General features: G+C 49.4%; 20 protein-coding genes. 12 read left to right on the forward strand and 8 right to left on the reverse strand.

Annotation, left to right across the window (positions count from 1 at the left end; genetic code table 11):
• Positions 1–141 precede the first annotated feature (141 nt).
• Complete coding sequence (locus TREPR_RS16690) at positions 142–2,310, reverse strand: methyl-accepting chemotaxis protein (protein ID WP_015709522.1); 2,169 nt, start codon at positions 2,308–2,310, stop codon at positions 142–144.
• Between the two features lie 33 nt (positions 2,311–2,343).
• Positions 2,344–4,527: a methyl-accepting chemotaxis protein gene (locus TREPR_RS16695; protein WP_015709523.1), complete on the reverse strand. Its 2,184-nt coding sequence runs from the start codon at positions 4,525–4,527 to the stop codon at positions 2,344–2,346.
• A gap of 268 nt (positions 4,528–4,795) precedes the next feature.
• Here TREPR_RS16695 and TREPR_RS16700 point away from each other — a divergent pair, with 268 nt between their 5' ends.
• Positions 4,796–5,902 (forward strand): AI-2E family transporter, encoded by a 1,107-nt coding sequence (locus tag TREPR_RS16700; protein WP_041611273.1) that lies wholly within the window; start codon positions 4,796–4,798, stop codon positions 5,900–5,902.
• 85 nt (positions 5,903–5,987) lie between these two features.
• Here the strand turns inward: TREPR_RS16700 and TREPR_RS16705 are convergent, their stop codons facing one another.
• Both TREPR_RS16705 and corA read right to left on the reverse strand, forming a co-directional pair.
• Entirely contained in the window at positions 5,988–7,076 is a 1,089-nt protein-coding gene (locus TREPR_RS16705; protein WP_015709525.1) for an L-threonylcarbamoyladenylate synthase, read from the reverse strand.
• Between the two features lie 10 nt (positions 7,077–7,086).
• Positions 7,087–8,142, reverse strand: coding sequence for a magnesium/cobalt transporter CorA (gene corA / locus TREPR_RS16710; RefSeq protein WP_041611274.1), 1,056 nt, complete (start codon positions 8,140–8,142; stop codon positions 7,087–7,089).
• Between the two features lie 119 nt (positions 8,143–8,261).
• On the opposite strand from corA, the gene TREPR_RS16715 reads away from it, so the two are divergent.
• Positions 8,262–8,708 carry a PTS sugar transporter subunit IIA gene (locus TREPR_RS16715; RefSeq protein WP_041611800.1) on the forward strand — a complete coding sequence of 149 codons (447 nt, stop codon included), beginning with the start codon at positions 8,262–8,264 and terminating at the stop codon, positions 8,706–8,708.
• Positions 8,709–8,808: 100 nt separating this feature from the next.
• On the opposite strand, the gene TREPR_RS16720 is transcribed toward TREPR_RS16715, so the two are convergent.
• Positions 8,809–10,026, reverse strand: coding sequence for a hypothetical protein (locus TREPR_RS16720; protein WP_015709528.1), 1,218 nt, complete (start codon positions 10,024–10,026; stop codon positions 8,809–8,811).
• Positions 10,027–10,054: 28 nt separating this feature from the next.
• Positions 10,055–10,909: a hypothetical protein gene (locus TREPR_RS16725; protein ID WP_148257362.1), complete on the reverse strand. Its 855-nt coding sequence runs from the start codon at positions 10,907–10,909 to the stop codon at positions 10,055–10,057.
• Between the two features lie 102 nt (positions 10,910–11,011).
• On the opposite strand from TREPR_RS16725, the gene TREPR_RS16730 reads away from it, so the two are divergent.
• Positions 11,012–12,898, forward strand: coding sequence for a glycoside hydrolase family 5 protein (locus tag TREPR_RS16730; RefSeq protein ID WP_015709530.1), 1,887 nt, complete (start codon positions 11,012–11,014; stop codon positions 12,896–12,898).
• Here the strand turns inward: TREPR_RS16730 and TREPR_RS16735 are convergent.
• Complete coding sequence (locus TREPR_RS16735; RefSeq protein WP_015709531.1) at positions 12,862–13,590, reverse strand: transglycosylase SLT domain-containing protein; 729 nt, start codon at positions 13,588–13,590, stop codon at positions 12,862–12,864. The genes TREPR_RS16730 and TREPR_RS16735 overlap by 37 nt on opposite strands.
• A 150-nt stretch (positions 13,591–13,740) precedes the next feature.
• On the opposite strand from TREPR_RS16735, the gene TREPR_RS16740 reads away from it, so the two are divergent.
• Entirely contained in the window at positions 13,741–14,424 is a 684-nt protein-coding gene (locus tag TREPR_RS16740) for an L-threonylcarbamoyladenylate synthase (protein ID WP_015709532.1), read from the forward strand.
• A 17-nt stretch (positions 14,425–14,441) separates the two neighbouring features.
• Here the strand turns inward: TREPR_RS16740 and pheT are convergent, their stop codons facing one another.
• On the reverse strand, positions 14,442–16,199 hold the full coding sequence (gene pheT / locus TREPR_RS16745) for a phenylalanine--tRNA ligase subunit beta (protein WP_015709533.1): 1,758 nt from the start codon (positions 16,197–16,199) through the stop codon (positions 14,442–14,444).
• A gap of 478 nt (positions 16,200–16,677) precedes the next feature.
• Between pheT and TREPR_RS16750 the strand changes: the two genes are divergently transcribed.
• From TREPR_RS16750 to TREPR_RS16785, 8 genes are read left to right on the forward strand one after another with little or no spacing between them, the layout of a single operon-like run.
• Positions 16,678–18,204 (forward strand): ABC transporter substrate-binding protein, encoded by a 1,527-nt coding sequence (locus TREPR_RS16750; RefSeq protein WP_041611275.1) that lies wholly within the window; start codon positions 16,678–16,680, stop codon positions 18,202–18,204.
• A gap of 16 nt (positions 18,205–18,220) precedes the next feature.
• Positions 18,221–19,138, forward strand: a complete 918-nt coding sequence (locus TREPR_RS16755; protein ID WP_015709536.1) for an ABC transporter permease — start codon at positions 18,221–18,223, stop codon at positions 19,136–19,138.
• Between the two features lies 1 nt (position 19,139).
• Complete coding sequence (locus TREPR_RS16760; RefSeq protein ID WP_015709537.1) at positions 19,140–19,979, forward strand: ABC transporter permease; 840 nt, start codon at positions 19,140–19,142, stop codon at positions 19,977–19,979.
• Positions 19,976–20,989, forward strand: coding sequence for an ABC transporter ATP-binding protein (locus TREPR_RS16765; protein ID WP_201765747.1), 1,014 nt, complete (start codon positions 19,976–19,978; stop codon positions 20,987–20,989). Before TREPR_RS16760 ends, TREPR_RS16765 begins: the two co-directional genes overlap by 4 nt.
• Entirely contained in the window at positions 20,986–21,816 is an 831-nt protein-coding gene (locus TREPR_RS16770; RefSeq protein ID WP_015709539.1) for an ATP-binding cassette domain-containing protein, read from the forward strand. Before TREPR_RS16765 ends, TREPR_RS16770 begins: the two co-directional genes overlap by 4 nt.
• A complete protein-coding gene (locus TREPR_RS16775; RefSeq protein ID WP_201765748.1) occupies positions 21,701–22,792 on the forward strand; it encodes a uroporphyrinogen decarboxylase family protein in 1,092 nt (363 codons plus the stop codon). The genes TREPR_RS16770 and TREPR_RS16775 overlap by 116 nt, the downstream gene beginning before the upstream one ends.
• A 23-nt stretch (positions 22,793–22,815) precedes the next feature.
• Entirely contained in the window at positions 22,816–23,865 is a 1,050-nt protein-coding gene (locus tag TREPR_RS16780; RefSeq protein WP_015709541.1) for a C45 family autoproteolytic acyltransferase/hydrolase, read from the forward strand.
• 17 nt (positions 23,866–23,882) lie between these two features.
• The gene (locus TREPR_RS16785; protein ID WP_015709542.1) at positions 23,883–25,073 is read left to right on the forward strand and encodes a M24 family metallopeptidase; all 1,191 of its coding nucleotides are present in this window, start codon (positions 23,883–23,885) and stop codon (positions 25,071–25,073) included.
• Positions 25,074–25,104 lie beyond the last annotated feature (31 nt).

Genomic DNA, 25,104 nt, shown 5'->3' on the forward strand with positions numbered 1-25,104 from the left:
TTTGTAACTTTGTTGCAAAAAAAGAAAAGCACCGGAATGGCCGGTGCTTAGGTTAAGCAAAAACAATATAAATGGAAAAGCGGACTTTAGGCCACTTTTCCAAGAGACAATTTCAAAACCCAAGCGGGTTTTGAAATTGTCTCATTCTACTTTAAACTTGGACACTTCCTGGACCAGAACGTCGATGTTCTCTTTGTTCTGTCCGCTGATATCGTTTACCCGGTTCACCGCAACGTTTATCTGATCCGCCCCGGTGGCCATTTCGTTCATCCCGTTGGTGATCTCCTGGGTCGCCATCTCCAGGTTCTTCCCCTCGGTGATGATCTCCTTGCTCCCCTCAAGCATCTCCATGGACCCGCCCTTCACCTGCTGGGTAATCTCATTCAGCTGGCTGATCACTTCCAGGATCTGCTGGCTTCCCACGCTCTGCTCTTCCATGGCGTTACGGATATTTTCCGCCTGCTCGGACACGGTCTTTACACCCGTGTCTATAGCTTCAAACTTGTTGAGCACGTTGTCGGTAGATTTAGTGATCTTATCAATGGATTCCTTTATCTTCTTCAATACCGTGCTGATGGTCTTTGACTGCTCCCCGGAGCTTTCCGCCAGCTTCCGGATCTCGTCGGCTACTACCGCAAAGCCCTTCCCCGCTTCCCCGGCGTGGGCCGCTTCTATGGCCGCGTTCATGGAAAGCAGATTTGTCTGACTGGCGATATTTTCCATCACCGCATTGATCTCCAACAGGCCCTCGGACTCCCGGCTAATCTCCTGGATGTCCGTGGATACTTCCTGAAGGCCTGTGCGGCCCACATCGGAAGACTCTATCAGGTCCTGGACGCTTTCGGCGTTCTTCGTCAGGGTGTTGGTTACGGACTGGATATTGGCGATCATCTCCTCAATGGCGCTGGAAGACTTAGCCACACTGCCGGTCTGGTTTTCCACATGGGCGTTGAGTTTGTCGATGTTGACGGTGATCTGCTCCATGGTGGCGTTAGTTTCGGTGACCGAAGCAGACTGGTTGATGACCCGGCCTTTGATGCTCTGGATGTTGGCGGTAATCTCATTGATAGCCGCCGCAGTCTCGGTCATGTTGGACGCAAGCTCGTTCCCGATATCGAAAAGGGCTATGGCCTGACGCTTAATGGTTATCACCAGGTTTTTGATCTTCTCCAGGGTCTGGTTAAAGTACTTGGATAGATCGGCGATTTCGTCGTTGCCCTTTAGAGGAATAGTCTTGGTCAAGTCTCCTTCGCCTTCGGAAATATCCTTGAGGGTCAGGGACACATTGACAATGGGCTTAATAATATTGGTGGCGATAATAAAGGTGATAATCGCAGAAATAATAATGGCGATTGCTGCTAAAATAATGGTGAATTCCGTCAGGTGATTAACCGCCGCAAAAACTACATCTGTGCCTGCAGAGGTCAGCACTGCCCAAGGAGTGGAAGTAGCCCCTACCCAGAAAGGATAGGCGGCGCTTATGCGGCCGTTGTAGATCACAAAATCCGGTTTTCCGTCCCGAATAACCCCCGTGAGCCTGGATATCCCCTCGGGTCCCAGCACTGCTGCAGAGGAAACCTGGGCGCTCTTTCCCACCTCGGAAAAGTTGTAATGCCCGCCGATGGTCAGATCATTGGCATAGAGAACTGCCCGGCCGCCTTCTCCATAGGGATGCATCTCTTCAATGATTTTTTGCGCCTGGTCAAGGTTCACCTCGGCGCCGATCACACCCACTATGCGGCCATCGTCGGTAACAATGGGAGTGGTCATCCTGACGATAAAACCAGGCTTGCCGTTGATGACCTTAGCAATGGGGTTACTCAGGGCTTGGGTAGTGGAGATATTTGCCGCCAGATCCCTGGCCCCGGGGAAAGCCCGCAGCTCTATCTCGCCGGTTTCCCTGGTATACCAGGACATATATTCCCCGGTTTCGTCGGTTCCCGGGGTATTACGCAGAGATGCGGCCCGGCTGTCAACCACTCCGGGCTTCCAGACCGTATACAGCCCCACTATTTCCGTCTTGGATTGGACCACTGAATAAAGCATATCGTTGTACTGGGTACGCCGATCACCTTCAGGCACCGCTTCAAACCCATTTACGATTTGGGCAATGGTAACGATAGAATCCATGGGCTCTTCATAAAGGGCCTGCAATTCCTTGGCCTCAAGGCCCGCCATGTTTTCCATGTTATCCCGGGCGGAGATGGTTTGCAGTCCCCTGGCCTGGGTTAACAAAACGACTGATACGGTGGCAACCACCACGATCATCAGAGCAATAATAATGATAGTAAGTCTGAACTTCAGTTTCACTACGGCCTCCTTGCGGATTTTAAAAATCCGACATTATTCCACTTTAAACTTAGACACTTCGTTAACCAACAAATCGATATTTTCTTTATTTTGTCCGCTGATATCGTTTACCCGGTTCACCGCAACGTTTATCTGATCCGCCCCGGTGGCCATTTCGTTCATCCCGTTGGTTATCTCCTGGGTCGCCATCTCCAGGTTCTTCCCTTCGGTGATGATCTCCTTGCTTCCCTCAAGCATCTCCATGGACCCGCCTTTCACCTGCTGGGTGATCCCATTCAGCTGGCTGATCACTTCCAGGATCTGCTGGCTTCCTACGCTCTGCTCTTCCATGGCATTTCGGATATTTTCCGCCTGCTCGGACACGGTCTTTACACCCGTGTCTATGGCTTCGAACTTGTTAAGTACATTATCGGTAGACTTGGTTATCTTGTCTATCGATTCCTTGATCTTCTTTAATACCGTGCTGATGGTCTTACTCTGTTCCCCGGAACTTTCCGCCAGCTTCCGGATCTCGTCGGCTACTACCGCAAAGCCCTTCCCCGCCTCTCCGGCGTGGGCCGCTTCTATGGCCGCATTCATCGACAGCAGGTTGGTCTGGCTGGCGATATTCTCCATCACCGCATTGATCTCCAACAGGCCCTCGGACTCCCGGCTAATCTCCTGGATGTCCGTGGCCACTTCCTGGAGGCCCGTGCGGCCCACATCGGAAGACTCTATCAGGTCTTGGACGCTCTCGGCGTTCTTTCCCAGGGTATTGGTTACTGACTGGATATTGGCGATCATCTCCTCAATGGCGCTGGAAGACTTGGCCACGCTGGAGGTCTGGTTTTCCACATGGGCGTTGAGCTTGTCGATATTGACAGTGATCTGTTCCATGGTCGCGTTTGTTTCGGTGACCGAAGCGGACTGGTTGATTACCCGGCCTTTGATGCTCTGGATGTTGGCGGTGATCTCATTGATAGCCGCCGCAGTCTCGGTCATGTTGGACGCAAGCTCATTCCCAATGTCAAAGAGGGCAGCCGCCTGCTTTTTGATGGTCAACACCAGATTTCTAATTTTACCCAGGGTTTGGTTGAAGTACTTGGCCAGGTCGGCGATTTCGTCATTGCCCTTTTGAACAATGGTTTTGGTCAGATCCCCCTCGCCTTCGGAGATATCCTTGAGGGTCAGGGCAACGTTCACAATGGGCTTGGTAATGGTCCCTGCCACAAAGAAGATGATCACCGCCGAAATCACCGCGAAAATCAACGCCATGACTATGGTAAAGTAGGTCATCTGGTGTACTTCCGCCAGGACTACGTCCTCCTCGGTGCCTATCATGATGGACCAGGGGGTCTTGGCGTCTCCGATAACGAAGGGGTAGAGCACTATCCGCAAATCATCATCCAAAACCACAGAATGCTCTTTCAGCCGCTGAAGGGAGCCATTTCTAATGACCGCCGCCACACGGGAGCTATCCGAGTAAAGGATACGGTCCGCATCAACAACATTTTTGCCTATCCGGTCCGGGGCATAGCTGGCGATAATCGTACCGTTGGTGGTATAAACCGCCGCAGCGGCAATATCAGTATTTTCCTTGATCATCTGCTCTATAACCGGCTGGAGGTAGCTCAGATCAATGTTGATACCGACCAAACCCACCAGTTCGTTCCGGGAGTTTTTAATGGGAACCGTGACACTCAGGCTATAAGTCGCCTTACCCGCAATGGTCCGGGGTACGGGGTCTGTAATCTTAATTTCGTCCGAAAGGGTATCCAGAAATGGCTGATAATCGGCATATGACCGGTATTCTATTTTTCCGGATTCCCGGGTATACCAGGGGATAAATTGGCCGGTAGGACCGGCTCCGGTCTGACCCGCATACTGGCTGTCGTAACTGTCTATGGTGTTTGGTTTCCAGACCGAAAAGGCACCCACAATACGTTGGTTTGCCTGCAGTATCGAAAGCAGCATGGAGCTGTACATTTCACGGCGCTGGGGCTCAGAATCACCCTCAAAATCACCAAAAACGGTGGCTAAATTCTGGGCGGTAATCATATAAAGGGCATAACGGCCTTCCACATCCCCAGCCTGGGCAAAGGCAAGGCGTTCTATACTTTCAAGGGACAACTCCATCTGGTGGTTGGAGGACTGCTTAAGTAAAATAACGGAGATAGTGGCAACTACCGCTACCATAACAGCGATGACAATTATGCTCAACCTGAAACGAAGTTTCATACAACTTTTCCTCTGCTCTAGAAAATTTAAGTGCTCTTTTCCTAACAATTTAGTTAGATTCTACTTTCGGTTAATTATGTCATTCGTTCATTCGTAACGTCAACTACCCTAAAATTATATTATGCTTTTTATGGAAGTATTTCAATAAGTTGGCCTAAACATACAAAATATTCAGGTTTTAGTGCTTTTTGAGAAAGAAATATATTTTTGCCCAGGTTATGCCGGAATAATCCTGACAAAAAGATTACAATATGCCATACTGAGAGGTATGAAAGATAAATTTAGAAGTTTTAACTCCGGACGGGCAAATTTCTTTCTGGTAGCCTTTATCGCCCTAGTCTTAGGCGGGGCGGTATTGAAGGTCACTGCCCCCATTGTTCTGCCCTTTACCATAGCCCTGCTCCTGGCCTTCGTGATAGAACCTATGGTCATTTTCTTCCTTAAAAGAAAAATCCCCCGGGGAGTTTCGATTTCTCTGGCCATACTCATTATTGTCGCCGGCTTATACCTGCTGGGGATGGTACTTTTTTCCTCTGCCAGGACGATCATTTCCATGTACCCCCGATATGAACGACGTTTGACCGAAATTTATATCGGGGTAGCGGAATTTTTTGATCTTTCCTATGACGCACACCTGAGTTTTATGGAAAACCTTTGGGCCCAGTTGGGGTTCAGAACCAGGGTAAGGAATATGACCTTTACCTTTTCCAACTCCTTCATTGGCTTCCTGAAAGACGCCTTCCTGGTAGTTTTATTCCTGGTTTTTATGCTCTATGAAGCGGCTTTTGCCAAGGAAAAAATCGACCAGGCCTTTGAGGATAAATATTCGGGCCCGATAAAAAAGATAAGCGACGATATAGTTCTGCAAATCATCCGGTACCTTTCTACAAAATTTCTTATTTCTCTGGTTACGGGGATTGTGGTCGGTGTTGCACTCCACCTGGTAGGGCTTGAATTCGCCCTGGTATGGGGGCTAATTCAGTTTGTCCTGAATTTTATTCCCAATATCGGGAGCATCGCCGCCGGTTTGGGGGCGGGTATTTTCGGCCTCCTCCAATTCTGGCCTGAACCCGGACCTATCATCGCGGTAGCCCTGATCATGCTGGCGTCCAACATGGTTATCGGTAATATCCTGGAACCAAAAATAATGGGGGATAACCTGGGACTTTCGCCCCTGGCGGTATTGGTATCCTTGCTTATTTGGGGCTGGCTCTGGGGTTTTGCAGGGATGATCCTGGCGGTTCCCATGACCGTAATCGTTAAAATAATCTGTGAAAATATTCCGGTCTTGGAACCGTTTTCAATAATCCTGGGTTCCCACCGGGCAATAATGGCGGCAAAAACCTCCGAAGAAGGACCGGAAGAAGCGATATAAAAAAAACCACGGGGAGTCCTATGATCTTTTTCTATTCATCTTTTTGTCCCTTCGTGGTTAAAAATTCTTCCTATTCTTTTAGACGTTACAAGGTACTAGCCCGGGAAAGCCGGTCGTTGATTGCGGGGCCAAGTTCATACGGGGGAGCCGCTTCCACCCGGATATAGGCCGCCTCCAAACGGTCCAGTTTATGGAGCAGATCAAAGAGATTTGCCGCCCCGTCCAGGGTGCTACCGCTGTCCGAAAGCGTCCAAATGAGGTCTTTGGGGAAGGTCCGATTTTGTACCGCAAGCCAGGAATCTCTGCTTTTAGGTGAAAAAAAGATGAACAATTCTCCGGGGCTATAGGCCAAGGATGCCATGGCCTCAGGGCTATACAAAACCAGGGGGGTTATCGGCGCATAGTGGCTCTTAAGCTGCCCCGGAGAAACCGGGCCGGACTGACCCGGTGTAAACGCCGTCGGATCCGAAATACCAGCGGCCTCGGAGGCTGAAAACCCCGGCGCCAAAAACTCCACCGGCCCAATTACCGCCTCTATGGCCTCCCGGGAAAGTCCGCCGGGCCGGAGTATGCGGGGTACGGGGGCGGCGGCAGCCGGAGAGCTCCCCCCAGATAGGTCCAGTACCGTAGATTCCACCCCCACTGAAGTGCGACCACCGTCCAAGATAAAGTCCACCCGGTCCCCCAGTTGGTCCCGCACATGCTCCGCCTTGGTGGGAGAAAGCCGCCCAAAGGGATTGGCACTGGGGGCAGCCACTGCACCGGTAGAAAGCCGGATAAGCTCCAATGCAGCCGGATGATCCGGACAGCGGACCGCCACCGAAGGTAGGCCGCTGGTAGCCAGGTCCGGGACTTCCGGCTTTTTGGGGAGGATCAGGGTCAGGGGGCCGGGCCAGAACCGGGCCATAAGGGCGGCGGCCTTTTCCCGCATAAGGGGAGTCAGGGCGGAAAGGTCCGCCAGCCGGTCCAGGGTTTCCAAGGACGCAATGTGGATGATCAGGGGGTCAAACCGAGGGCGGCCCTTGGCGGCAAAAACCCGGGCCAGGGCTACCTGATTGAAAGCGTCGGCGCCCAAGCCGTAGACGGTTTCCGTGGGAAAAGCCACCAAAAGCCCCGCTTTTATCCCATCTGCGGCCCTGCGTATATCCGCTTCCCCGGTGGTGAGTAATTCCATAAAAAGGGCTTTACAGCCAGTTCCTTCTTTTAAAGAAAACAACCATCCCCAGGGCAACGAGGATCATGATGCCCCAAACTATGGGATACCCGTAGACGCTGGACAGCTCGGGCATGTGGACAAAGTTCATCCCATAGACCCCGACAATGAAGGTCAGGGGGATAAATATGGTGGATATAATGGTCAGAACCTTCATGACCTTATTCAGGCGGTTAGAGGCTGCTGAAAGATGGACCTCCATGATCCCGGAAATAGCTTCCCGATAACTTTCCACAGTTTCCGCCGCCTGGATCACGTTATCCTGAAGGTCCTTGAGGAAGGGCGCCAAATCTTGGCTGATGAAATCCGATTCTGCCCGGAGGAGAACGGAAAGACTCTCCCTAAGGGGCCAAATAGCACGCCGGGCATGGTGCAGCTTCTGTTTTGCCGTCTGGAGGTCGGAAATAAAGGCCGTATCCTTATCATCCACCGCCCGTTCCTCAAAATCCTCGACAGTGGCGCCTAATACATCCAGGGCGATAAAATATCGGTCCACCACGGCGTCGATCAGGGCATAGGCCAAATAATCCGCTCCAAGTCTGCGGACCCTACCCACATTATTCAGAATCCGCCGTCTGATCCCGTCAAAGGAGTCCCCGGCGATTTCCTGAAAGGTGATAACTGTGTTCCCTGTCAAAACCAGGCTTATCTGATCAAAAGCCAGGGCATCCTCATTAGGATTACTTATTTCCTTGAGGGTAATATAAAGGTAATCGTCGAATTCCTCAACCTTGGGCCGGTGTTCGGTATTGAGAATATCTTCTATAGTTAAAGGGTGTATTTTATAAACCTCTGCTAAACGGCTTATGGCGCTGCTGTCCTTAAGGCCGTTAACGTTTATCCAGGTAATTCCCGATGAATTCCGGTATTGCAATAGTTCATCAACAGTTTCCGCTGTCCGGGCCCAGGAGCTTACGGGATCATACCCGATCATCAAAAGGGCCATCTCCTCAGGATGGCGATCCCCCACATATACCAAACTTCCCGGAGGCAGCCCTATATCGGAGCGTTCAAAATCTAAGGCCATGGGCAAGGATACTACCATACCGGGGGCAAATCAATAGGGTCCAGTGTTATCGCTATAATTTTATACATTTCAAATTCTTTTTCTTGACTTTTCAGGCTTTGAGTTCTACACTCATGGATATGAACCTAAAGACAGTACTAAACAAAGATACGATTTCCCTTCATTTGAAAGGCGCGTCTAAACCAGAAATTATTAACGAGCTCTTGGATATCCTGGTAGCGGCTGGAAAGATACAGGACAGGGATGCGGCCCATGCCGCAATCATGGACAGGGAAGAAAAAATGTCCACAGGCATGAAGCACGGAATCGCCATTCCCCACGGAAAAAGCGCCACCGTTAAAGATCTAGTCGCCTGTATCGGCATTTCCGACGCTCAGATCGATTTTGATACCCTAGATAAAGAGCCCTGCCGGATTTTCATCATGACCCTTTCCCCATTGGAAAAAACCGGCCCCCATCTCCAGTTTCTTGCAGAAATAAGCCTACTCTTTAAAAGTGCGGAAAAACGGGCGGAAATACTGAAAGCTTCCACCCCCGAAGATATTATGCGTATCCTGGCCGAGTAGAACCTCAGAGCCTTCTATCTCTCATTATATACCCACATAAAAAAACAGGAAAATATGATTCATCATATTTTCCTGTTGGTGTTTTTAGGATTTTCCCGCTCTAATTGAGTTTTGTCAGAGCGTCACTGGCAAGGTTCTTTACTGCCGGAGTCAGGTTTGGCACCGCCCCAACACTCCGCAAGGAGCTTTTAGCGGATTCCCTGACCGGGCCGCTGACATTGGCGGCAGAAACCCCCAGATTGTTGATAAGAGACCGGATCAAAGCCTCGTCGGACCTGTTGTTGGTTTGGCTTGCATATCGGCCGGTAGTAATCTGGAGGAAAGAACTTAACAATTTAACCGCATCCTCGCTTCCCAGAGCAGCCAGAGCCGTGATGGAATCAAGCTTTTCGTTATCATCCCCGCCCTCTTTAAAGGAACGTTCCAGCAAAGGATACACTGCGGGATCAGTGGTGCTATAACGCTTGATCATGTCGATACTGGTTTTGCGTATACGGAGCAGATCCTGCCGCTGCCTGACATCGTTAGTGGCGGCTCGCCAACCCTCAGAAAGGGCCGCTACTGCAACCCCAGCCTTTGGCTGACTTCCTATATTGGCCTCTTCCTCGGTCTGTAAGGCCAAAAATTTAATGCTATAGGGATAACTGGCGCTCCGGATGACCTCGGTCAGAGGAGCCGAAGGATCTTCCAGAATTACCGGAAGGGTTGCCTTAGCCAGTTGTTTTACCGAATCCGGATACCCTCCGGTAGCCATAAAGAACACCGGCAAATACCCCGAAGGATCCCGGAATTTTTCCAGGGCAATAATGGCACCCCGGGCGATCTTCCCCTTTGAATCCGCTTCTTCTCGGCCAGCCGGGGGAGCGGAGTTAAGATCCTGCAATATCCGTACCACCTGGGGCAGGAAATCCGTTGCCCGCATTTTGCCCAAAGCTATCAGCGCTTCAGCTTTAACATTTGGAGCGGTGAAAGCTCCTATAGTACGCCAGAGATCCGGCGCGGCGGTGGTATATTTCTCTTCCCCCAACAATGCCGAGAGGGTTTGGGCTAAATCATCCGCTGCGGTTTTTTCCAAAACAGGGGCGCTTCTCTGAATATTGGGGTATTGATTAACCAGACGATTGAGAGCGGTAGCATAGAATTCACCGGCGCCGTTGAGCTTTAGAGTCTGTAAAACCGTCAATATGGCATACTGATCCGTAACACTCCGGGAATTATTGTAGAGATACATATATATCTCTAAATCCTCAGCAGATGCGGCAAAGCCCATTCCGGCGACACATGATATAAATCCAAGAATCAAAAAGATTCGTTTCATAAATCGGGTACCCCTATCATATTAAAATTTAAGTTCTACCACGATCAGTCCGGAATTCATACTCGAATTCCATGACTTGGACAGAATTACCCTGATAATTTTCTACGGTCTTCTTCAACAGCTCGCCGGTGTTTCCATATTCATTGGTAATCTTCAGCTGGACCTTACCGTCCCCGGAGATCTGGGTATTTTCTATTTCCTTGCCATTCTGCCAAACTGTGGTGATTCGCCTGGAGACATTCCCTGCGGCATTACGAAGCACCTGGGAAACCAGATTTCCATCCCGATCATACTCGTTCTGGGAAGAACTGATAGGTTTGCCCTGGCCGTCCTTGGTTTCCGAAGCAACAACCAAAGTCCCATTGTAGGTATATACGGTTTCGGCAAGCTTGACATTGTTTCCGTTCAGGATAGCCCGGGATGCCACATTGCCCCCGTTGTTATAGGCATATTCGTTGGAAGAAACCGCCTTTCCGGCTTTATTTACCACGGTTTCCTTTGCCAGCTGGTTCTTTTCGTTATACTGATACACGATTCTGGACTTCAGCCTGTTTTCTTCATCCTTGGTCATCTTGACAGTCAGCACCTGCTTTTCTTCCTGGTAGGTAAATTCCACTTGATCCATTAAACCGCCGGAGGCTGAATACCGATTCTGACCTATCAGGGTAACATCTGAAGGGTCATAGTCGGAAATGGTATACTCATCCAAGGTTCCATCCGCAAATTTGACCAAGGCGCGCTTCTCTACTGGAATCGCTCCGGGAGGGGGGACAGCAGTTTTACCCTTGGCAGGAGCAGAGGTAGATCCGGCTTCGGTAGCAGGCTTTGAGCCGCAGGAGGCAAACGCCAACATAACCACGACTAATAAGGTAATTATTCGCACGATAATTCTCCTTTAACCATATAAATATGCATTAATTCAAAAGATAATTCAAGGCTATTAACATGAATATACCAGTTTTCAAAAAAAGAATACACTTATATTATGGACATTGTAAATCAAAAACTTAAGGATGAACAGGGGCGGCAGCTGCTGTTTCGCGGATGTAACCTGGGCGGCAGCAGTAAAAATCCGCTTTTCCCGGATTTTTACTCCCAGGGGCCGGAATCCTTGAAAAATGCAAAAGAAATCTCTTTTATAGGCAGGCCCTTCCCCCTTGAAGAAGCGGAATCCCACCTTGAACGGCTCCGTTGCTGGGGCTTCACCCTGGTTCGGTTCATCATCAACTGGGAAGCCCTGGAACACGCGGGGCCGGGAATTTACGACGAGGCCTACCTGGCCTATCTGCGGAAAGTCCTCAAGCTGGCGGAAGAAAAGGGGATTTTCGTATATATGGATCCCCATCAGGATGTATGGAGCCGCTGGACCGGCGGGGATGGGGCGCCGGCCTGGACCATGGAAAAACTGGGCATGGACTTGGACCGCCTGGAACCCCTGGGTGCCGCCCTGACCAAGCAGCGCTACGCTGAATTCCACCGGGGACCCTACCCGAGGATGGCCTGGCCCACCAATTATAACCGCTACGGTGCGGCAACCATGTTTACCCTTTTCTTCGCCGGCAATACCTATGCCCCGGAAACGAAAATTGACGGGGAAAGCGCCCAGGACTGGCTTCAGGAGCGGTACCTGGCCTGTATGCGCCACTGTTTCCGGCGGCTCAAGAACTGCAAAGCCATAATAGGCTGGGGGACAATGAACGAGCCCCATCCGGGATTTATCGGGTATAAAAACCTGGAGGGCCTAGAAAACTATGCGGTCGCCACCGGGCCCATACCGGGGGGCTTCCAGGCCATGGCCGCCGCTTCGGGGCATAGGGTTTCCGTGCCGGTCTATTCCACAGGCATTCGGGGACAACAGGTGGTAGGCCATGAAACTATAAACCCCGAGGGACTGTCCCTTTTTAGGGAAGGGTTTTCCTGCCCCTGGAAGCAGGCCGGGGTCTGGTCGGATCAGGACGGGGAACCCAGGCTGCTCCGGAAAGACCACTTTGCCCTGTATCAGGGAAGGCCGGCTAACTTTGTCGATGATTTCTTAAAACCCTTTATGCTCCGCTTTACCGAAAGGATGCGGGATGCGGACGAAAAAACCCTTATCTTTATCGAAGGTACCCCCGCCGGGGCTGCTTCCGGGGCAAGCCATCCTTCCTGGGCCGGGGACGATTCCCCCGGAGTGGTCAATGCTTTCCACTGGTACGACGGCCCCACCCTGTTCACAAAATTTTTCCGGCCTTGGCTTTCGATTCGTACCGATACGGGAAAACTCATACTGGGACGCAAAAAGGTGGCGGCCTATTTTGCGGAGCAGCTTTCCCAGGGCGTAGTCTGGGCCAGGGAGCACATGGGAAACATGCCCTGCCTGCTGGGGGAATTCGGCCTTCCCTTTGACATGAACGGGAAGAGAGCCTTTAAGACCGGAGATTACCACCTCCATGAAGAGGCCCTGTCCATGTACTACGACGCAATTGATAAAAACCTGCTCCACGCCCTGATCTGGAACTATACGGCGGATAATACCCATGAGAATGGGGACGGCTGGAATGGGGAGGACCTGTCTATTTACAGCGAAGGGAAAGGCAGGGCTGTTGCCGGCTGGTTGCGACCCTATCCTATGGCCACCGCCGGGGAACCCCTGGAATTCACCTGGGATCGGAAGAAGGGCAAATTCCGGTACCGTTTCCAAGCAGATCCGGCAATAGGGGCGCCCACGGAGATATTTGCTCCAAAGGAGTGTTTCGGGACCAGAGTGGACATTGCTCTCATCCGGGAGCCCTCCGATTCGGAGCCCAGTGCTGCATATGCACCGGATAAAGAAAGGGTTTTACTAGAAAACAACGGCTACCGGGGGGTCTTGGAAATTACAATTTCCCGCTGAGACTGAGGCTCCCGCTGTATATATTCGGCCTGGAAAAGGGACTCTATACCCTTTCGAAAGGCCAGTATCCGGGATACGTGGTCCAGGGTATGCGGGGGGGTGGTTCCGGCTTTAACCCGGTTGGTCCCGGCGTTGTACATAGCCAGGCCGGCTACCTCGGAGCCTCCCACATCCAGACACCAGCGCAGATGGGCCATGCCGTAATAGGCATTCACCGAGGGGTTAAAAAATTCCGCCTCCCTGAGCTTGGGGAAGGAGTCACCATTTAGCTGGAAAAGTCCCCGATCTATGGTTTGGTTCCGGTTTTTCCGGTTAACCGCCAGGGGATTAAACCGGCTTTCACCCCAGGAAAGGGCAAAGGCCAGGGAAGGGGGAATATCAAAGGTGTCCGCATTTTCTAATATCGCCTGGGCGATTTCTTCTGACTGAACCAAGGCGCCGAAAAAGGCAAGAATCTCCTGATGGGTTGCCTCGTCCCGGTAATATTCCAGGATAGGATCCGGTTTTTCCAGGGATTCCAAAATTTCCGCAGTGTAGGCAGCATTTTCCCGGGCAGTCCAGGAATATATCTGGGCCATTTCTTCCTGAACGCCGGGATCATTTTCTGTGCAGACCTCAGCCCGGCGATACAGGTTCAGTCCCAGCAGTCCCGCCAGGACCAAGCTGGTGGGAATTAAAAATTTAATATTCACTTTCTGTAAATATCCTCTCAAAAATATAAAGTTATGCTAATATACTGCTTTTTTATCAAATACAGAAGACATTTTTTAAGAATTTGTCATGGGCGCTGTGAAAGCCCTCCCCTTGCGGATACCGCCGCCATTATGCCATGATCAGATATCATGATCGAGTATGTGACAGCGGGAAATACCGATGACCGCATCCTCAGCCGAAGCGCGGAGATGCTCTCCAAGGGGGGGCTCCTGGCCTTGCCTCTGGACACCAGCTGGGCCGTGGTCTGTTCCCTCCAGTCAAAGGAGGGCATCAAAAAACTGCGGCGCATCTCCGGGGAACGGGACGAGCGGCACTTCACCCTGCTCTGCCGGGATATTTCCCAGTTCGGGGAACTCTGCGACCTGGACAATACCCGGTTCCGGCTGGTCAAACGGCTTTCCCCGGGCCCTTATGTGTGGATACTCCGCACACTCCTGGGTACCGAAAAAGCCCTGGGCCTCCGCCGGAAGGAAGTGGGAGTCCGCATCCCGAATCACCCCCTTCCCCTGGACCTAATCAAGGCCCTGGGCTGCCCCCTCTATGCGATAACCGCCAAGCGTTCCATGGCCGCAGACCCGGGCTTCCCGGATCAGGATGACAGCGCCGGAAGCGCCACGGACAATTCGAACGAACTCCCCCCCATCCCCGAGGAGGACCTCTTCGACGGCGGCTGGGAGATGGAAGATATACGCGACCTTGACCTGATCCTGGACACCGGGGAAGAACGGCCCCGGATATTTTCCACCATCCTGGACATAAGCGGTCCCGAGGTTCACCTGCTCCGCCCCGGCGCAGGCCCCTGGCCGGTTTAAACAGAACAGTATTACTGTTACTCTAGAAGGGTGTCCAAATCGACTTCCGCAGCGATACAGGGAACCGTGACCCCCCAGTTTTCCAGCACCTCAGGGTGGATTTCACCGAAGACGCCGGCTTGTTTTCCTTTGTACAGAATCACTGCGGCCCGGCCCGGGATAAACCGGGTATCCGTTGACTCCTCCACTTCGTATTCCCGGGAAATGTAATAGAACAGGGTTTGCAAATCCGCGGCTGCTGTATTGAAGTTGGCATCAGGCCCGGCGTGGAGGAAACCTGCGTACTGCCTGGTACTGGTACCGGAGTTTTCCGCACTGTTCAGGTAGGCTACCTTACCCACTTCAAAGATACGGTGCGGGAAAACTGCCCCGGACACGGACTCGCTCTGCATCAGGGAAGCCAGGACCGAATCACGGACATATTCGTAGTTTTCCGACATGGGATTGGCGATGCGGATAATCTTCCCGCCGTCACCCCGCATATTTTCTACCAGGTTCTTCCGGGAACCCAGGTAGTTGTAGATCATCTCCTGGTAGCTCATGCCCACCAGTAGTTCCTTAACCCGACGACTGAAGTAGGTAATGGGGGTAAGCCGGCCCACGGTAAAGTCCCGGGGGCGTTCGGGTTTGAAAGACTTGAGGGTGCGGCCTATCATCACATCCTCCGCCACATCCGCAGCATGGAGAAAATCGTTCCGGTATTCAGGCGGCCAGGCCCGGACCCCTTCCTGTTCAGTGACGCCCCCGCGCTCGGCGGCCTTCGTTTTTTCGGCAATAACCCCCATGCGCTCCAGGGCATTGAGGCATTCATCAGCGCTGAGTTTTTCGCCCAGGAATTTTTCTACCCGGGCAAGGGAACAGAAAACCGGTTCCTGAAAGTAATAGGGGGTTGTGACGGTTTTGCCAAAGGGCGTGTCGTATTCGTACTCCACTTCCACAGGTTTTATGGTATAGCCCTGGTCCGCCAGGTCGCAGGCCATGATGGAAGCCGACAAAGTCACCGAAGGCTGATCCGTGCCGGTAAGCTCCACGAAGAGATCCGTGTCTCCCACCTGGACCGCCCCCAGATCGGCGGAGTTGATAATAGGCGGGTAGGAGAGAATTGCGCCCTGGGAATCCAGCAGCAGGGGGTGCAGGGGTTCGTGTTCCTGGATGAAGGCGTATTCCTTGCCCTTGGGGTGCTGCTTGAGAATCTCCCGCAGGGTAAGGGGAACATCCCACTGGAGGGGCACAAAGGACACCGAGTCCGGGTCCACCGCTTTGTAGCTAATAGGCCACCGGATTCTGGCGATACGATAGAGTCCCATGGAAATGGTCCGCCGCTTTCGGCCAAAGTTCCAGGCCAGCTTCTCCTGGGTCTGGATCATATCCCTCAGGGAGGCGTCGGTAACCGGCTTCCCGGAGGCGATGAACCCCGCAAGATAGGGCCGCACTCCCTTAACGGAAGCCTCCACCAGCACCTTGTGGTCCGCCTTCTGAAGTTTTCCGGCCCTGGAAAAGAAGGGGTACTCAGGCCGTTTGCCGCCGTTATGAATACGCAGCTGCCGGGCGCAGCCTGCGGTGGCCCAGAGATCGGGCCTGTTGGTATCGTTTAGTTCGATTTTAAGGGTCCGCTCCGTCTGGGGGAGGCTTTTGTCCGAATCCTCGTCCAGTTCCGCCTTGGCGCAGGTCAGGGCGTCCTCGAGGGAAGCCCTAGCTTCCCCAGCGTCCCGGGTATCCCAGCGGCGGCCCGCTAATGAATAGAAAACATCTTCGTTCACTTCAATCTTTGGCATGGTAACGTGATTCTACGGTATAATTTGTCTGTGTTTCAATAGCCGGAACAAAAACCCCCTGGACAGCCCCGTCCAGGGGGTGTATAAGGGGGAATGGAGCCGGAAGAGGAGGCGTTTTTGGAGCAAATACAGGAGTCCAGGATTGAGCGGAAAAAGAAAGCTGCCCGGGAGTGGATTCTTTTAGTATTTTGCCTAAGGCAAATAACAGAGTGATTTATTCCCAAAGGGATATGACCGGGATTCTGGACGGTTTAGAAGATATAATAAACAATTTCAGAGAACTATAAAACTTACTATGAAAGTATTTTATTAGTCTTTTATTAAACAATTGATATTATCTTCAACTTGACAATAAAAAAGAAATATCATATATTCCATAGGTAATAACTAGGTTATGTTACTGGAAGTAAAATAAAGGCCATGAAATGATTGCGTCATGCCTTTTTCTAGCTGCAAACCTAATAAAAGGAGAAATTTCATGAAAAGAACAATTTTGTTGTGTGGAATCTTGTCGATAGCAATGCTTACAGGTATTACCGGATGTAAAGCAAAAACTGCGGCGGAAACTTCATCCACCCCGACCAAGACTGAACTGGTTTATGTGGAAAGCACAGATATTTCTACAATGGATCCCCGGAACGCTACGGGGACCGTCACAGCCGGCATATTGGCAAACGTTTTCAGCAGCCTGGTAAAGACCGATGAAAACGGCACTATACTGCCGGATTTAGCCGAATCCTGGAAAAATATAAATGACCTTACCTGGGAATTCAAGTTGCACGATGGGATCAAATTTCATGACGGTTCCCAGTTGACTGCCGAGGACGTAAAGTATACTATAGATACCATCAAAGATAAGAATAATAAATTCAGGCTGGCATCGGACTTTTCATTCATGGATGTAGAGGTTGTAAACCCCCTTACCCTGAATATCATTACCGACGGCCCCTTCCCCGAAATACTGTTGCGTCTTAACTATGTAAAGATACTGCCCAAAGCATACGTTGAAAAGGTTGGAAACACTGAATTCGCAGCTAAACCTATTGGTTCGGGCCCCTTCAAATTCGTGGAATGGCGCAAGGACGACCGGGTTATTCTGGAGGCTAACCAAGACTACTTTGGGAAAAAACCGATTATACAAAAGGCAACCATGAGAGTAATACCCGAATCGGCCGCCAGGATAGCCGCTCTGGAATCCGGGGAAGTGGATATTATTACTAAAGTGGAAACCAGTCAGATTTCGCGGCTTCAGGGATCTTCAAGCTATACCGTTACAAGCGGCCCCACCACCCGGGTTATGTATTTTGGTATCAACACTTTAAAAAAAGGCCCCCTTCAGGATAAGCGGGTAAGGCAGGCTTTAAACTACGCCATAGACAAGCAGGCTCTCATAACCGGTGTGCTTGATAATTTTGGCAAACAGCTAGCCACAATTTCTACGCCGGAATACCGTGGTTTTGATCCTTCAATTACCCCTTATGAATACAATCCGGCTAAAGCAAAAGAACTGCTGGCTGCGGCGGGCTATCCCAATGGTTTAAACCTGGAAATATCCACCACATCCGGTTTCTTAAATGGATCCGATTTTGTACAAGCCTTCGCTTCCCAACTGAAGGACGTCGGAGTCAACGCTACGATTCTTGAAGAAGACGGAACCGTCAGAAATGAAAAAATCATTAAAGCTACCATTTCGGATTTGTATTTCTTTGGGTTTGGCGGACCCTATTCAAGTATGGATAATCTCGGAAAAAATTCATTTGGAACCGGAGAACGTTATTCAACCTATAACAATCCGGAATTCGATGCCCTGCGGAAAGGCGCCGGCGCCGCAATTGACACAAATGAAGCTAATAAACTGTATTCCCAGCTTCAGGCTTACATAAAAGAAGATGCTCCGGCTATTTTCAGTCACCAGCAATACGGCATTTATGCCATTAATACCCGGCTCAAAGACTGGAAGCCCAGGACCGACGAAATGATTGTGATCAATGACGCCCATTTCTAATTGAAGGAGATTCCTGTTGAAGGCGTACCTTTTTAAAAAGATAACTCAGATGGTAGTTGTCCTTTTGGGTATTACCCTGGTGGTTTTTTCAATACTCCATCTGGTGGGAGATCCGGTACAGTTGTTGCTGCCTCCCAGCGCTTCACAGGAAAATGTCGAACAGTTACGGGAAGAAATGGGGTTTAACGATCCTTTACTGGTACAGTACGGCCGTTTTCTCTCCGGAATTTTCCGGGGAGATTTCGGCATGTCTTACAATTACAACCAACCCGCATTGAGCGTGGTACTTGAAAGGGTACCGCAAACCTTAAAGCTTGCGGGGATAGCTTTTTTAATATCCCTGGTCATAGGCATACCCACAGGGGTTCTGTCGGCAATAAAACAGGACACCGTGACCGATGCGGTTATACGAGTTCTTTCTTTTCTTGGACAATGTACGCCGTCTTTTCTTTTAGGCATCATGATGATGCTGCTTTTTTCGGTTAAATTAAAATGGCTGCCCACATCAGGAAACGATGGCTGGAAAAATATAATCATGCCATCCTTAACCCTGGGCCTGTTTTCCACCGCAACAATCATACGGCTTCTTAGATCCAATATGATAGAGGTGATGGAAAAAGAATTTATAGAAGTGGCCCGCGCCAAGGGTCTCAAATATCGCCTTATCGTTTGGAAGCACGGTTTTAAAAATGCATTCAGTTCGGTCATGACAGTGCTGGGAATGCAGATTGTCTCGCTAATGGGCGGCGCGGTGATAATTGAAACCGTATTTGCCTGGCCGGGCATAGGCAGGCTGGCGGTTCAGTCAATCAGGAACAACGATTTTATGGTAACCGAAACAATAGTCATTCTCATGGCTTCTTGTTTTGTAGTTATGAACCTGATTGTGGATCTTCTTTATGCAGTAATCAATCCCCGAGTAAAGGTTCAATAAAATGTTAAAAAGCCTTTTAAAAAGCAAAACCGGCCTTCTGGGGGCGGCGCTGGTAATACTGGTGATCTGCATTGCGCTTTTTGCGAATATTATTGCGCCTGCGGACCCAAACAAACAGAACCTTTTAAATAAGTATAAACCGCCCGCCTGGTACGAAGGGGGCAGCATAGATCACCTCTTAGGAACCGATTCTTTAGGCCGGGACGAACTCTCCAGGCTTGTACACGGCAGCCGTTATACCCTGATGGTAGCTTTTGTCGGCACCATAGTAGCGGGCGCTGCGGGCGTTTTGTTAGGTTCTCTCAGCGGGTATTATGGCGGAATTATTGACGTGGCGATCATGCGGATTGCGGAAATCCAACTGGCCTTTCCTTTTGTGCTTCTTGCCCTGTTTATTGCGGCGGTTTTAGGGCAGGGCCTTGGCAATGTCATATTCATTGCCGGACTTTCAGGCTGGGTGCGGTACGCCCGAGTTGTCCGGGGTGAATTTATGGCTATAAAAGAAATGGAATATATTGAAGCGGTTAGGGCTTTAGGCTGCAGAAATATGCGTATTATTTATCATCATATCATGCCGAATGTGATCAGCCCTATCATTGTTATCGGAACCCTGGAAATAGCTAAAATCGTGCTTATGGAAGCATCTTTAAGTTATCTTGGAGTAGGAATCCCAATCATCATTCCTACCTGGGGACGTATGCTTTCGGAAGCGCAAGTGGCCATATTCAACGCGCCTTGGCTTTCCGCGCTACCCGGCTTATTTATACTTTTAACGGTCCTTGGGGTAAATCTTTTCGGCGACTGGCTTCGGGATTACCTGGATCCGAGACTGGATGTATGAACGGGCAAACGATGGACGAAGAAAACCTAAAAGATAAAGACCTTATTTCTGTGGAAGATCTGAGCGTACTATTCCGTACAAAGTATGGAAGCGCCAAGATAATCAACAACATCAGTTTTAAACTGAAGCCGGGAGAACGGCTGGGCATAGTCGGGGAATCCGGCTCAGGAAAAAGCATTACCGCCCGGGCAATTATGGGCATACTCCCTAATCTGGATAAGGAAGTCAAGGGGCGCATTGTTTTTCAGGGAAGGAACCTGCTGGAACTCGGTGAAAAAGAAATGCGGGACTTAAGAGGGAACAGGATGGCCATGATTTTTCAGGAGCCTATGATCTCATTGGATCCTCTGTTTTCAATAGAAAACCAACTTATAGAAGCATTGAACGCCCATAAAAAAACATCCGCCACGGAAGCAAGAAAAAAAATTCTGGACTTGCTGACCATAACCGGCATTAAGCAGCCGGAAATAAGAATGAAACAATACCCCTTCGAATTTTCGGGAGGGATGCGCCAGCGGGTAATGATCGCCATGGCGCTGCTCTGCAATCCGGAGCTATTGGTGGCGGATGAGCCTACTACTGCGCTTGATGTGACTATACAAGCGCAAATCATGGATCTGCTGCATAAAATAAACAAGGAATTCGGAACGGCTATAATATTGATTACCCATGATTTAGGCCTTGTGTATGAACAGGTAGACCAGGTAGCGGTTATGTACGCAGGAAGCCTGGTGGAAAAAGGGCCCGTGGAAAAAATATTCAGCAATCCCCTTCATCCGTATACCAGAGGGCTCTTCAATGCCATGCCTTCAATCGAAGAAAAGCGGGAAAAGCTCGAAACCATAGAAGGGAATGTACCCAGCCTGTACGAGCTGCCGCCGGGCTGCGCTTTTGCCCCCCGCTGCGGCAAAGCCCGGGATTTCTGCCATTCAAAAATACCCCCAATTAAAAACATTGGCAGCCAGGAAGTTCAATGTTGGCTTTACGCGAACCAGGAGCATGCTCCGTGAACAGTGAAAAGAAAGATATAATCATGGAAGCCCAGGATCTTACTAAATACTTTCCCCTGAGACGAGGCCTCTTCAGCGGGAGCGGCGAATCCATTAAAGCGGTAGAGGGGGTAAATCTTCAGATAAATCCCGGAGAAACCTTGGGTATAGTAGGCGAATCCGGATGCGGCAAATCAACACTGGTACGGATGCTGCTGGGTTTACTCAAACCCACACGGGGCAAGGTGATATTCCAGGGAAAGGATATTTCATCCATGGATCAGGATGCATTACGCAGGATGCGCCGGGACATGCAGGTTATTTTCCAAGATCCCTATGCGGCGCTTAACCCCAGACACCGGATCAGGGATATGCTGATTGAACCGCTCCTGATACATAAGATCTCAGAAAAAAAAGAAGCCTTAGCGCAAGCTGGCGAGATGCTGGAAAAAGTGGAACTCTCCAGGGAGAGCCTTTCAAAATTCCCTCATGAATTTTCCGGAGGACAACGCCAACGTATATGTATCGCCAGGGCTCTTATGACAAAACCAAAGCTTTTAATATGCGATGAATGTGTTTCGGCTTTGGATGTTTCAATACAGGCTCAGGTATTGAACCTGTTAAACAAGGTGCAGCGAGAATTAGGCTTGACCATGGTATTTGTGTCCCATGATCTCCGGGTTATACACCATATGTGCCGTAATATCATTGTTATGTATATGGGGTGCGTAGTTGAAAACGCCAACAAGGATGAACTTTTTACAAACCCCCAAGATTCGTATACCAAAACCCTGCTTCAGGCAATTCCAAAGGCTATTATCACACAAAGAGGAGCCAATGATGAATAAAAATGAGCGAATAAAAGCGGCAATAACGGGCGAAAAACCGGACACCATTCCCTATTCTTTTTGGGCCCACATGCCGGCTATTGATCGGGATCCGCCGCTAATCGCGGAAAAAACCTGGGAATTCTTTAACCGATACAATCTGGATCTGGTTAAAACAATGAATAACGGCATGTACAGCGTGGAAGACTTTGGTTGCGAAGTTGATTTTTCGGAAATAGAAAACGGTGGGGTCGCTAAAATAAAAACTACGCCAATAAACAGGGCGGAAGATTTTGAAACCATCAAGGCCCTGGGAAGAAAAGCCCTGGATCGGGAACTCGAATACCTGTCAAGGCTTATGGAAAAAATTCAAAATCAGGCACCGGTTGTCTTTACCGTATTCAGTCCCCTTACAACAGTGAACAAGCTCTGCAACGGAAGGATCCTTGAATTTATAAAAGCTGGTGTGGGAAAATCTGTACATAAGGCCCTGGAAGAAATTACCGAAGTAACAAAATTGTTAGTGGAAGAATCCATAACCAAGGGGGCTTCGGGGATATTCTTTGTATCCCAAATGGGAAATTACAATATTATGACGGAAGAACTATACCGGGAGTATGGCAAAACCTATGACGAGGAAATAATAAAAGCTTCAAAAGGGTGGTGCAATGTTATTCATGCCCATGGGGAACAAATAATGTATACTGTTTTCAAAGACTACCCTGGGGAAATACTCAATTATCATGTATGGGAATCTCCTCCGGCAATAGAAGAAGCAATGAAAAGTGGAAAATGTATACTGGGGGGGCTTAAACGCATGGATATTACAAACAGGAAAAAAGATGCTGTTGAAAAACAGATCCATGACACTATTACAAAGCTTAATGGCAGAAAACTCATCTTAGCCCCTGGTTGCGTTATCCGTTATCCTGTATATGAAGAAATGCTTGATTTTATATATAATACCAAGGAAAGTGAAGAAGCAAAACTATTTTAAGGTTTGATTATAAGGAGGACTTTATGCCACAGGTTATTAATCTTAAAGGGACGCACTACGAACAAGGGGTACAGGAGGGCAAGCTTCTTGCAAAAGAAATTCAGGTAAACTGCGATTTTGTGAGAAAGAGCCTGGAAGAAAAAAAAATCAACAAAAGTAAATATGCTGATTTTTTAGCGCAAAACGCCGCTTTCATGAAGGAAAACCAAAATGATTTATACTCGGAGATGGAAGGAATTGCCAAAGGATCTGGTATTTCATGGCAAGAAATTTTAGAGCTGAATATCCCAGCTTATTTCATGTCATCCAGCTTTACACAGGAATGCAGCCAGCTTCTAGTCCGAGGAAAGGCTACGGCGGATGGTCATACATATATTATTAAGAACAGGGATCTGAGCTGGCGTCTCGACCAGGCGCTAATACACCGGGAATATCCTAATGGCCTTAAAGTAACGGAATCAAGCGGCATGGGCACTCTCACATATCCGGGAGCGGGAATAAACAGCTATGGTCTTGCAGCGTCAACAACAGGATCATGGCCAAAAAGCATAAAACCGGATCTGAGCTTGGCATCAAAAACCTCTATATTTATAAACATCAGGTTGATTTTAGATCAATGCAAGACGGCCAAGGAAGCTGTAGAATATGTAAAATCCAGCCCGCGAATGAATGGCATTAACCTTCTGATTGCAGACAGCAATGATGCCTTTGCGGTAGAAGTAACTAAAGATGAGATTGATGTACAGGCAGCCGGCGATGATGGTATTTTATTCCGGACAAATCATTATATGTCAGAAAAATTTTCTCCTCTTAATGATAAAAATTATGCTTCGACATTTTACAGAGCCGAACGGATCAAGGAATTAACAGAAAAAATAGCAGGAAAATTCCGTTTTCAGGATCTCTTCAAAATTATGTCGGATCATGAAAATGGGATAAACAGCATATGCAGACATCCGCAGGGGGATATAAAAACCTCGACCATATCTACTACGCTGGTTTCAATAGAAGATAAAGAAGTATGGCTCACACCTGGTAACCCATGTGAACATATACAGCAGTCATCATTATAAGAAGCAAGAGGTTGAATATGGAAACTATCAAAACATATGTAAAACGGCGCATAGAGAAATTCCAAACCGCCTTAAAAGAGGCGGACATTCCCGGCGCGCTCTTGGCAAAACCCGAGGATGTCTTCTATTTGAGCAATTTTAATCCGGTGCTAAATAGTCATCCGGTGTATCTTTTAATACAGCCGGAAGAAGAGCCTTGCCTATTAGTACATTGTTTACGGTATAATCATGCCAGAGAGGAATCCGTCACGGACAATATCCGCTGTTACGCAAAATGGGGAGATGCCCCATCTATGGCGCCGACGGCGGATGAAGCAATAGAAAAGCTCCTCATCCCGCGAAAATTTCGACGGTTTGCATTTGAAATGGATTATGTTTCAGTGAATTTTCATCGCGGGATTTGTAAAAGGCTGGGTATTGAAGAAAGCATTGATGTAACGCCACTGCTTAACCCTCTAAAAATAATCAAAGACCCTTGGGAAATAGACTGTATCAGGGGAGCGGCGGCCTTAGTCGACAGGGGAGTGGAACGTACTATAGAAGCCCTTGATCAGGGACTTTCCGAAGCGGAAGCCTGTACAGAAGGCCAGTATAGCATGAGGAAACTTTGGAGCAGTAAATATTCCGACAGAGAAGTTTCAGGTTTTGGCACCTCCGAAGGAGGGATGATAGACAGTCTTTTTGCTTGGTCCCTCACTAATGAACATATTGCATATGGCACGGATTGTCCCAGAAAAATAGTTCCTGAATCAGGCGATATTTCATTATCCATGGCTTGGGCAAGTCTGGGCGGATATCATGCTGAAAATGAACGCAGTTTACAAGTCGGAATTCTGATAGAAACAAGAGAGAACGCTTACGAAGCTATGCTTGCGGCCAGAAAGTCAATATTTGACAGATTGAAACCCGGCGTAATTTTTGAGGACCTCTATGCAGCGGCAATAGAGGAATTCAAATCACGGGGGTTTGAAGATATAATTCCGGGACGTGTAGGCCATGGGGTAGGGCTTTCCGCTCATGAATTCCCTTCAGTAGCTCCCGGAAACAAATTGGCGCTGGAAAAGAACATGATATTCACGGTCGAACCGGGTATAATGGATTTAAAATGGGGAGGCGCACGACATTCCGACACCGTACTTATCACCGATGACGGCTATGAATCTCTTACGCAGTTACCAAATGGAAAAATTTCAATAAAAGCCGGGTAATGAATTACTTGTTGTCCGTATACTTATATCA

Source organism: Treponema primitia ZAS-2 (assembly GCF_000214375.1).
Taxonomy (GTDB): domain Bacteria; phylum Spirochaetota; class Spirochaetia; order Treponematales; family Breznakiellaceae; genus Termitinema; species Termitinema primitia.

Bases quoted from the DNA above. Each gene is read 5' to 3' on its own strand.
- pheT (WP_015709533.1), bottom strand. From the start codon at position 16,199: ATGCCAAAGATTGAAGTGAACGAAGATGTTTTCTATTCATTAGCGGGC.
- corA (WP_041611274.1), bottom strand. From the start codon at position 8,142: ATGGCCTTAGATTTTGAACGCTCCGATATAGGGCTGCCTCCGGGAAGT.
- TREPR_RS16700 (WP_041611273.1), top strand. From the start codon at position 4,796: ATGAAAGATAAATTTAGAAGTTTTAACTCCGGACGGGCAAATTTCTTT.
- TREPR_RS16740 (WP_015709532.1), top strand. From the start codon at position 13,741: ATGATCGAGTATGTGACAGCGGGAAATACCGATGACCGCATCCTCAGC.
- TREPR_RS16720 (WP_015709528.1), bottom strand. From the start codon at position 10,026: ATGAAACGAATCTTTTTGATTCTTGGATTTATATCATGTGTCGCCGGA.
- TREPR_RS16730 (WP_015709530.1), top strand. From the start codon at position 11,012: ATGGACATTGTAAATCAAAAACTTAAGGATGAACAGGGGCGGCAGCTG.
- TREPR_RS16780 (WP_015709541.1), top strand. From the start codon at position 22,816: ATGCCACAGGTTATTAATCTTAAAGGGACGCACTACGAACAAGGGGTA.
- TREPR_RS16715 (WP_041611800.1), top strand. From the start codon at position 8,262: ATGAACCTAAAGACAGTACTAAACAAAGATACGATTTCCCTTCATTTG.
- TREPR_RS16695 (WP_015709523.1), bottom strand. From the start codon at position 4,527: ATGAAACTTCGTTTCAGGTTGAGCATAATTGTCATCGCTGTTATGGTA.
- TREPR_RS16765 (WP_201765747.1), top strand. From the start codon at position 19,976: ATGAACGGGCAAACGATGGACGAAGAAAACCTAAAAGATAAAGACCTT.
- TREPR_RS16760 (WP_015709537.1), top strand. From the start codon at position 19,140: ATGTTAAAAAGCCTTTTAAAAAGCAAAACCGGCCTTCTGGGGGCGGCG.
- TREPR_RS16785 (WP_015709542.1), top strand. From the start codon at position 23,883: ATGGAAACTATCAAAACATATGTAAAACGGCGCATAGAGAAATTCCAA.
- TREPR_RS16705 (WP_015709525.1), bottom strand. From the start codon at position 7,076: ATGGAATTACTCACCACCGGGGAAGCGGATATACGCAGGGCCGCAGAT.
- TREPR_RS16750 (WP_041611275.1), top strand. From the start codon at position 16,678: ATGAAAAGAACAATTTTGTTGTGTGGAATCTTGTCGATAGCAATGCTT.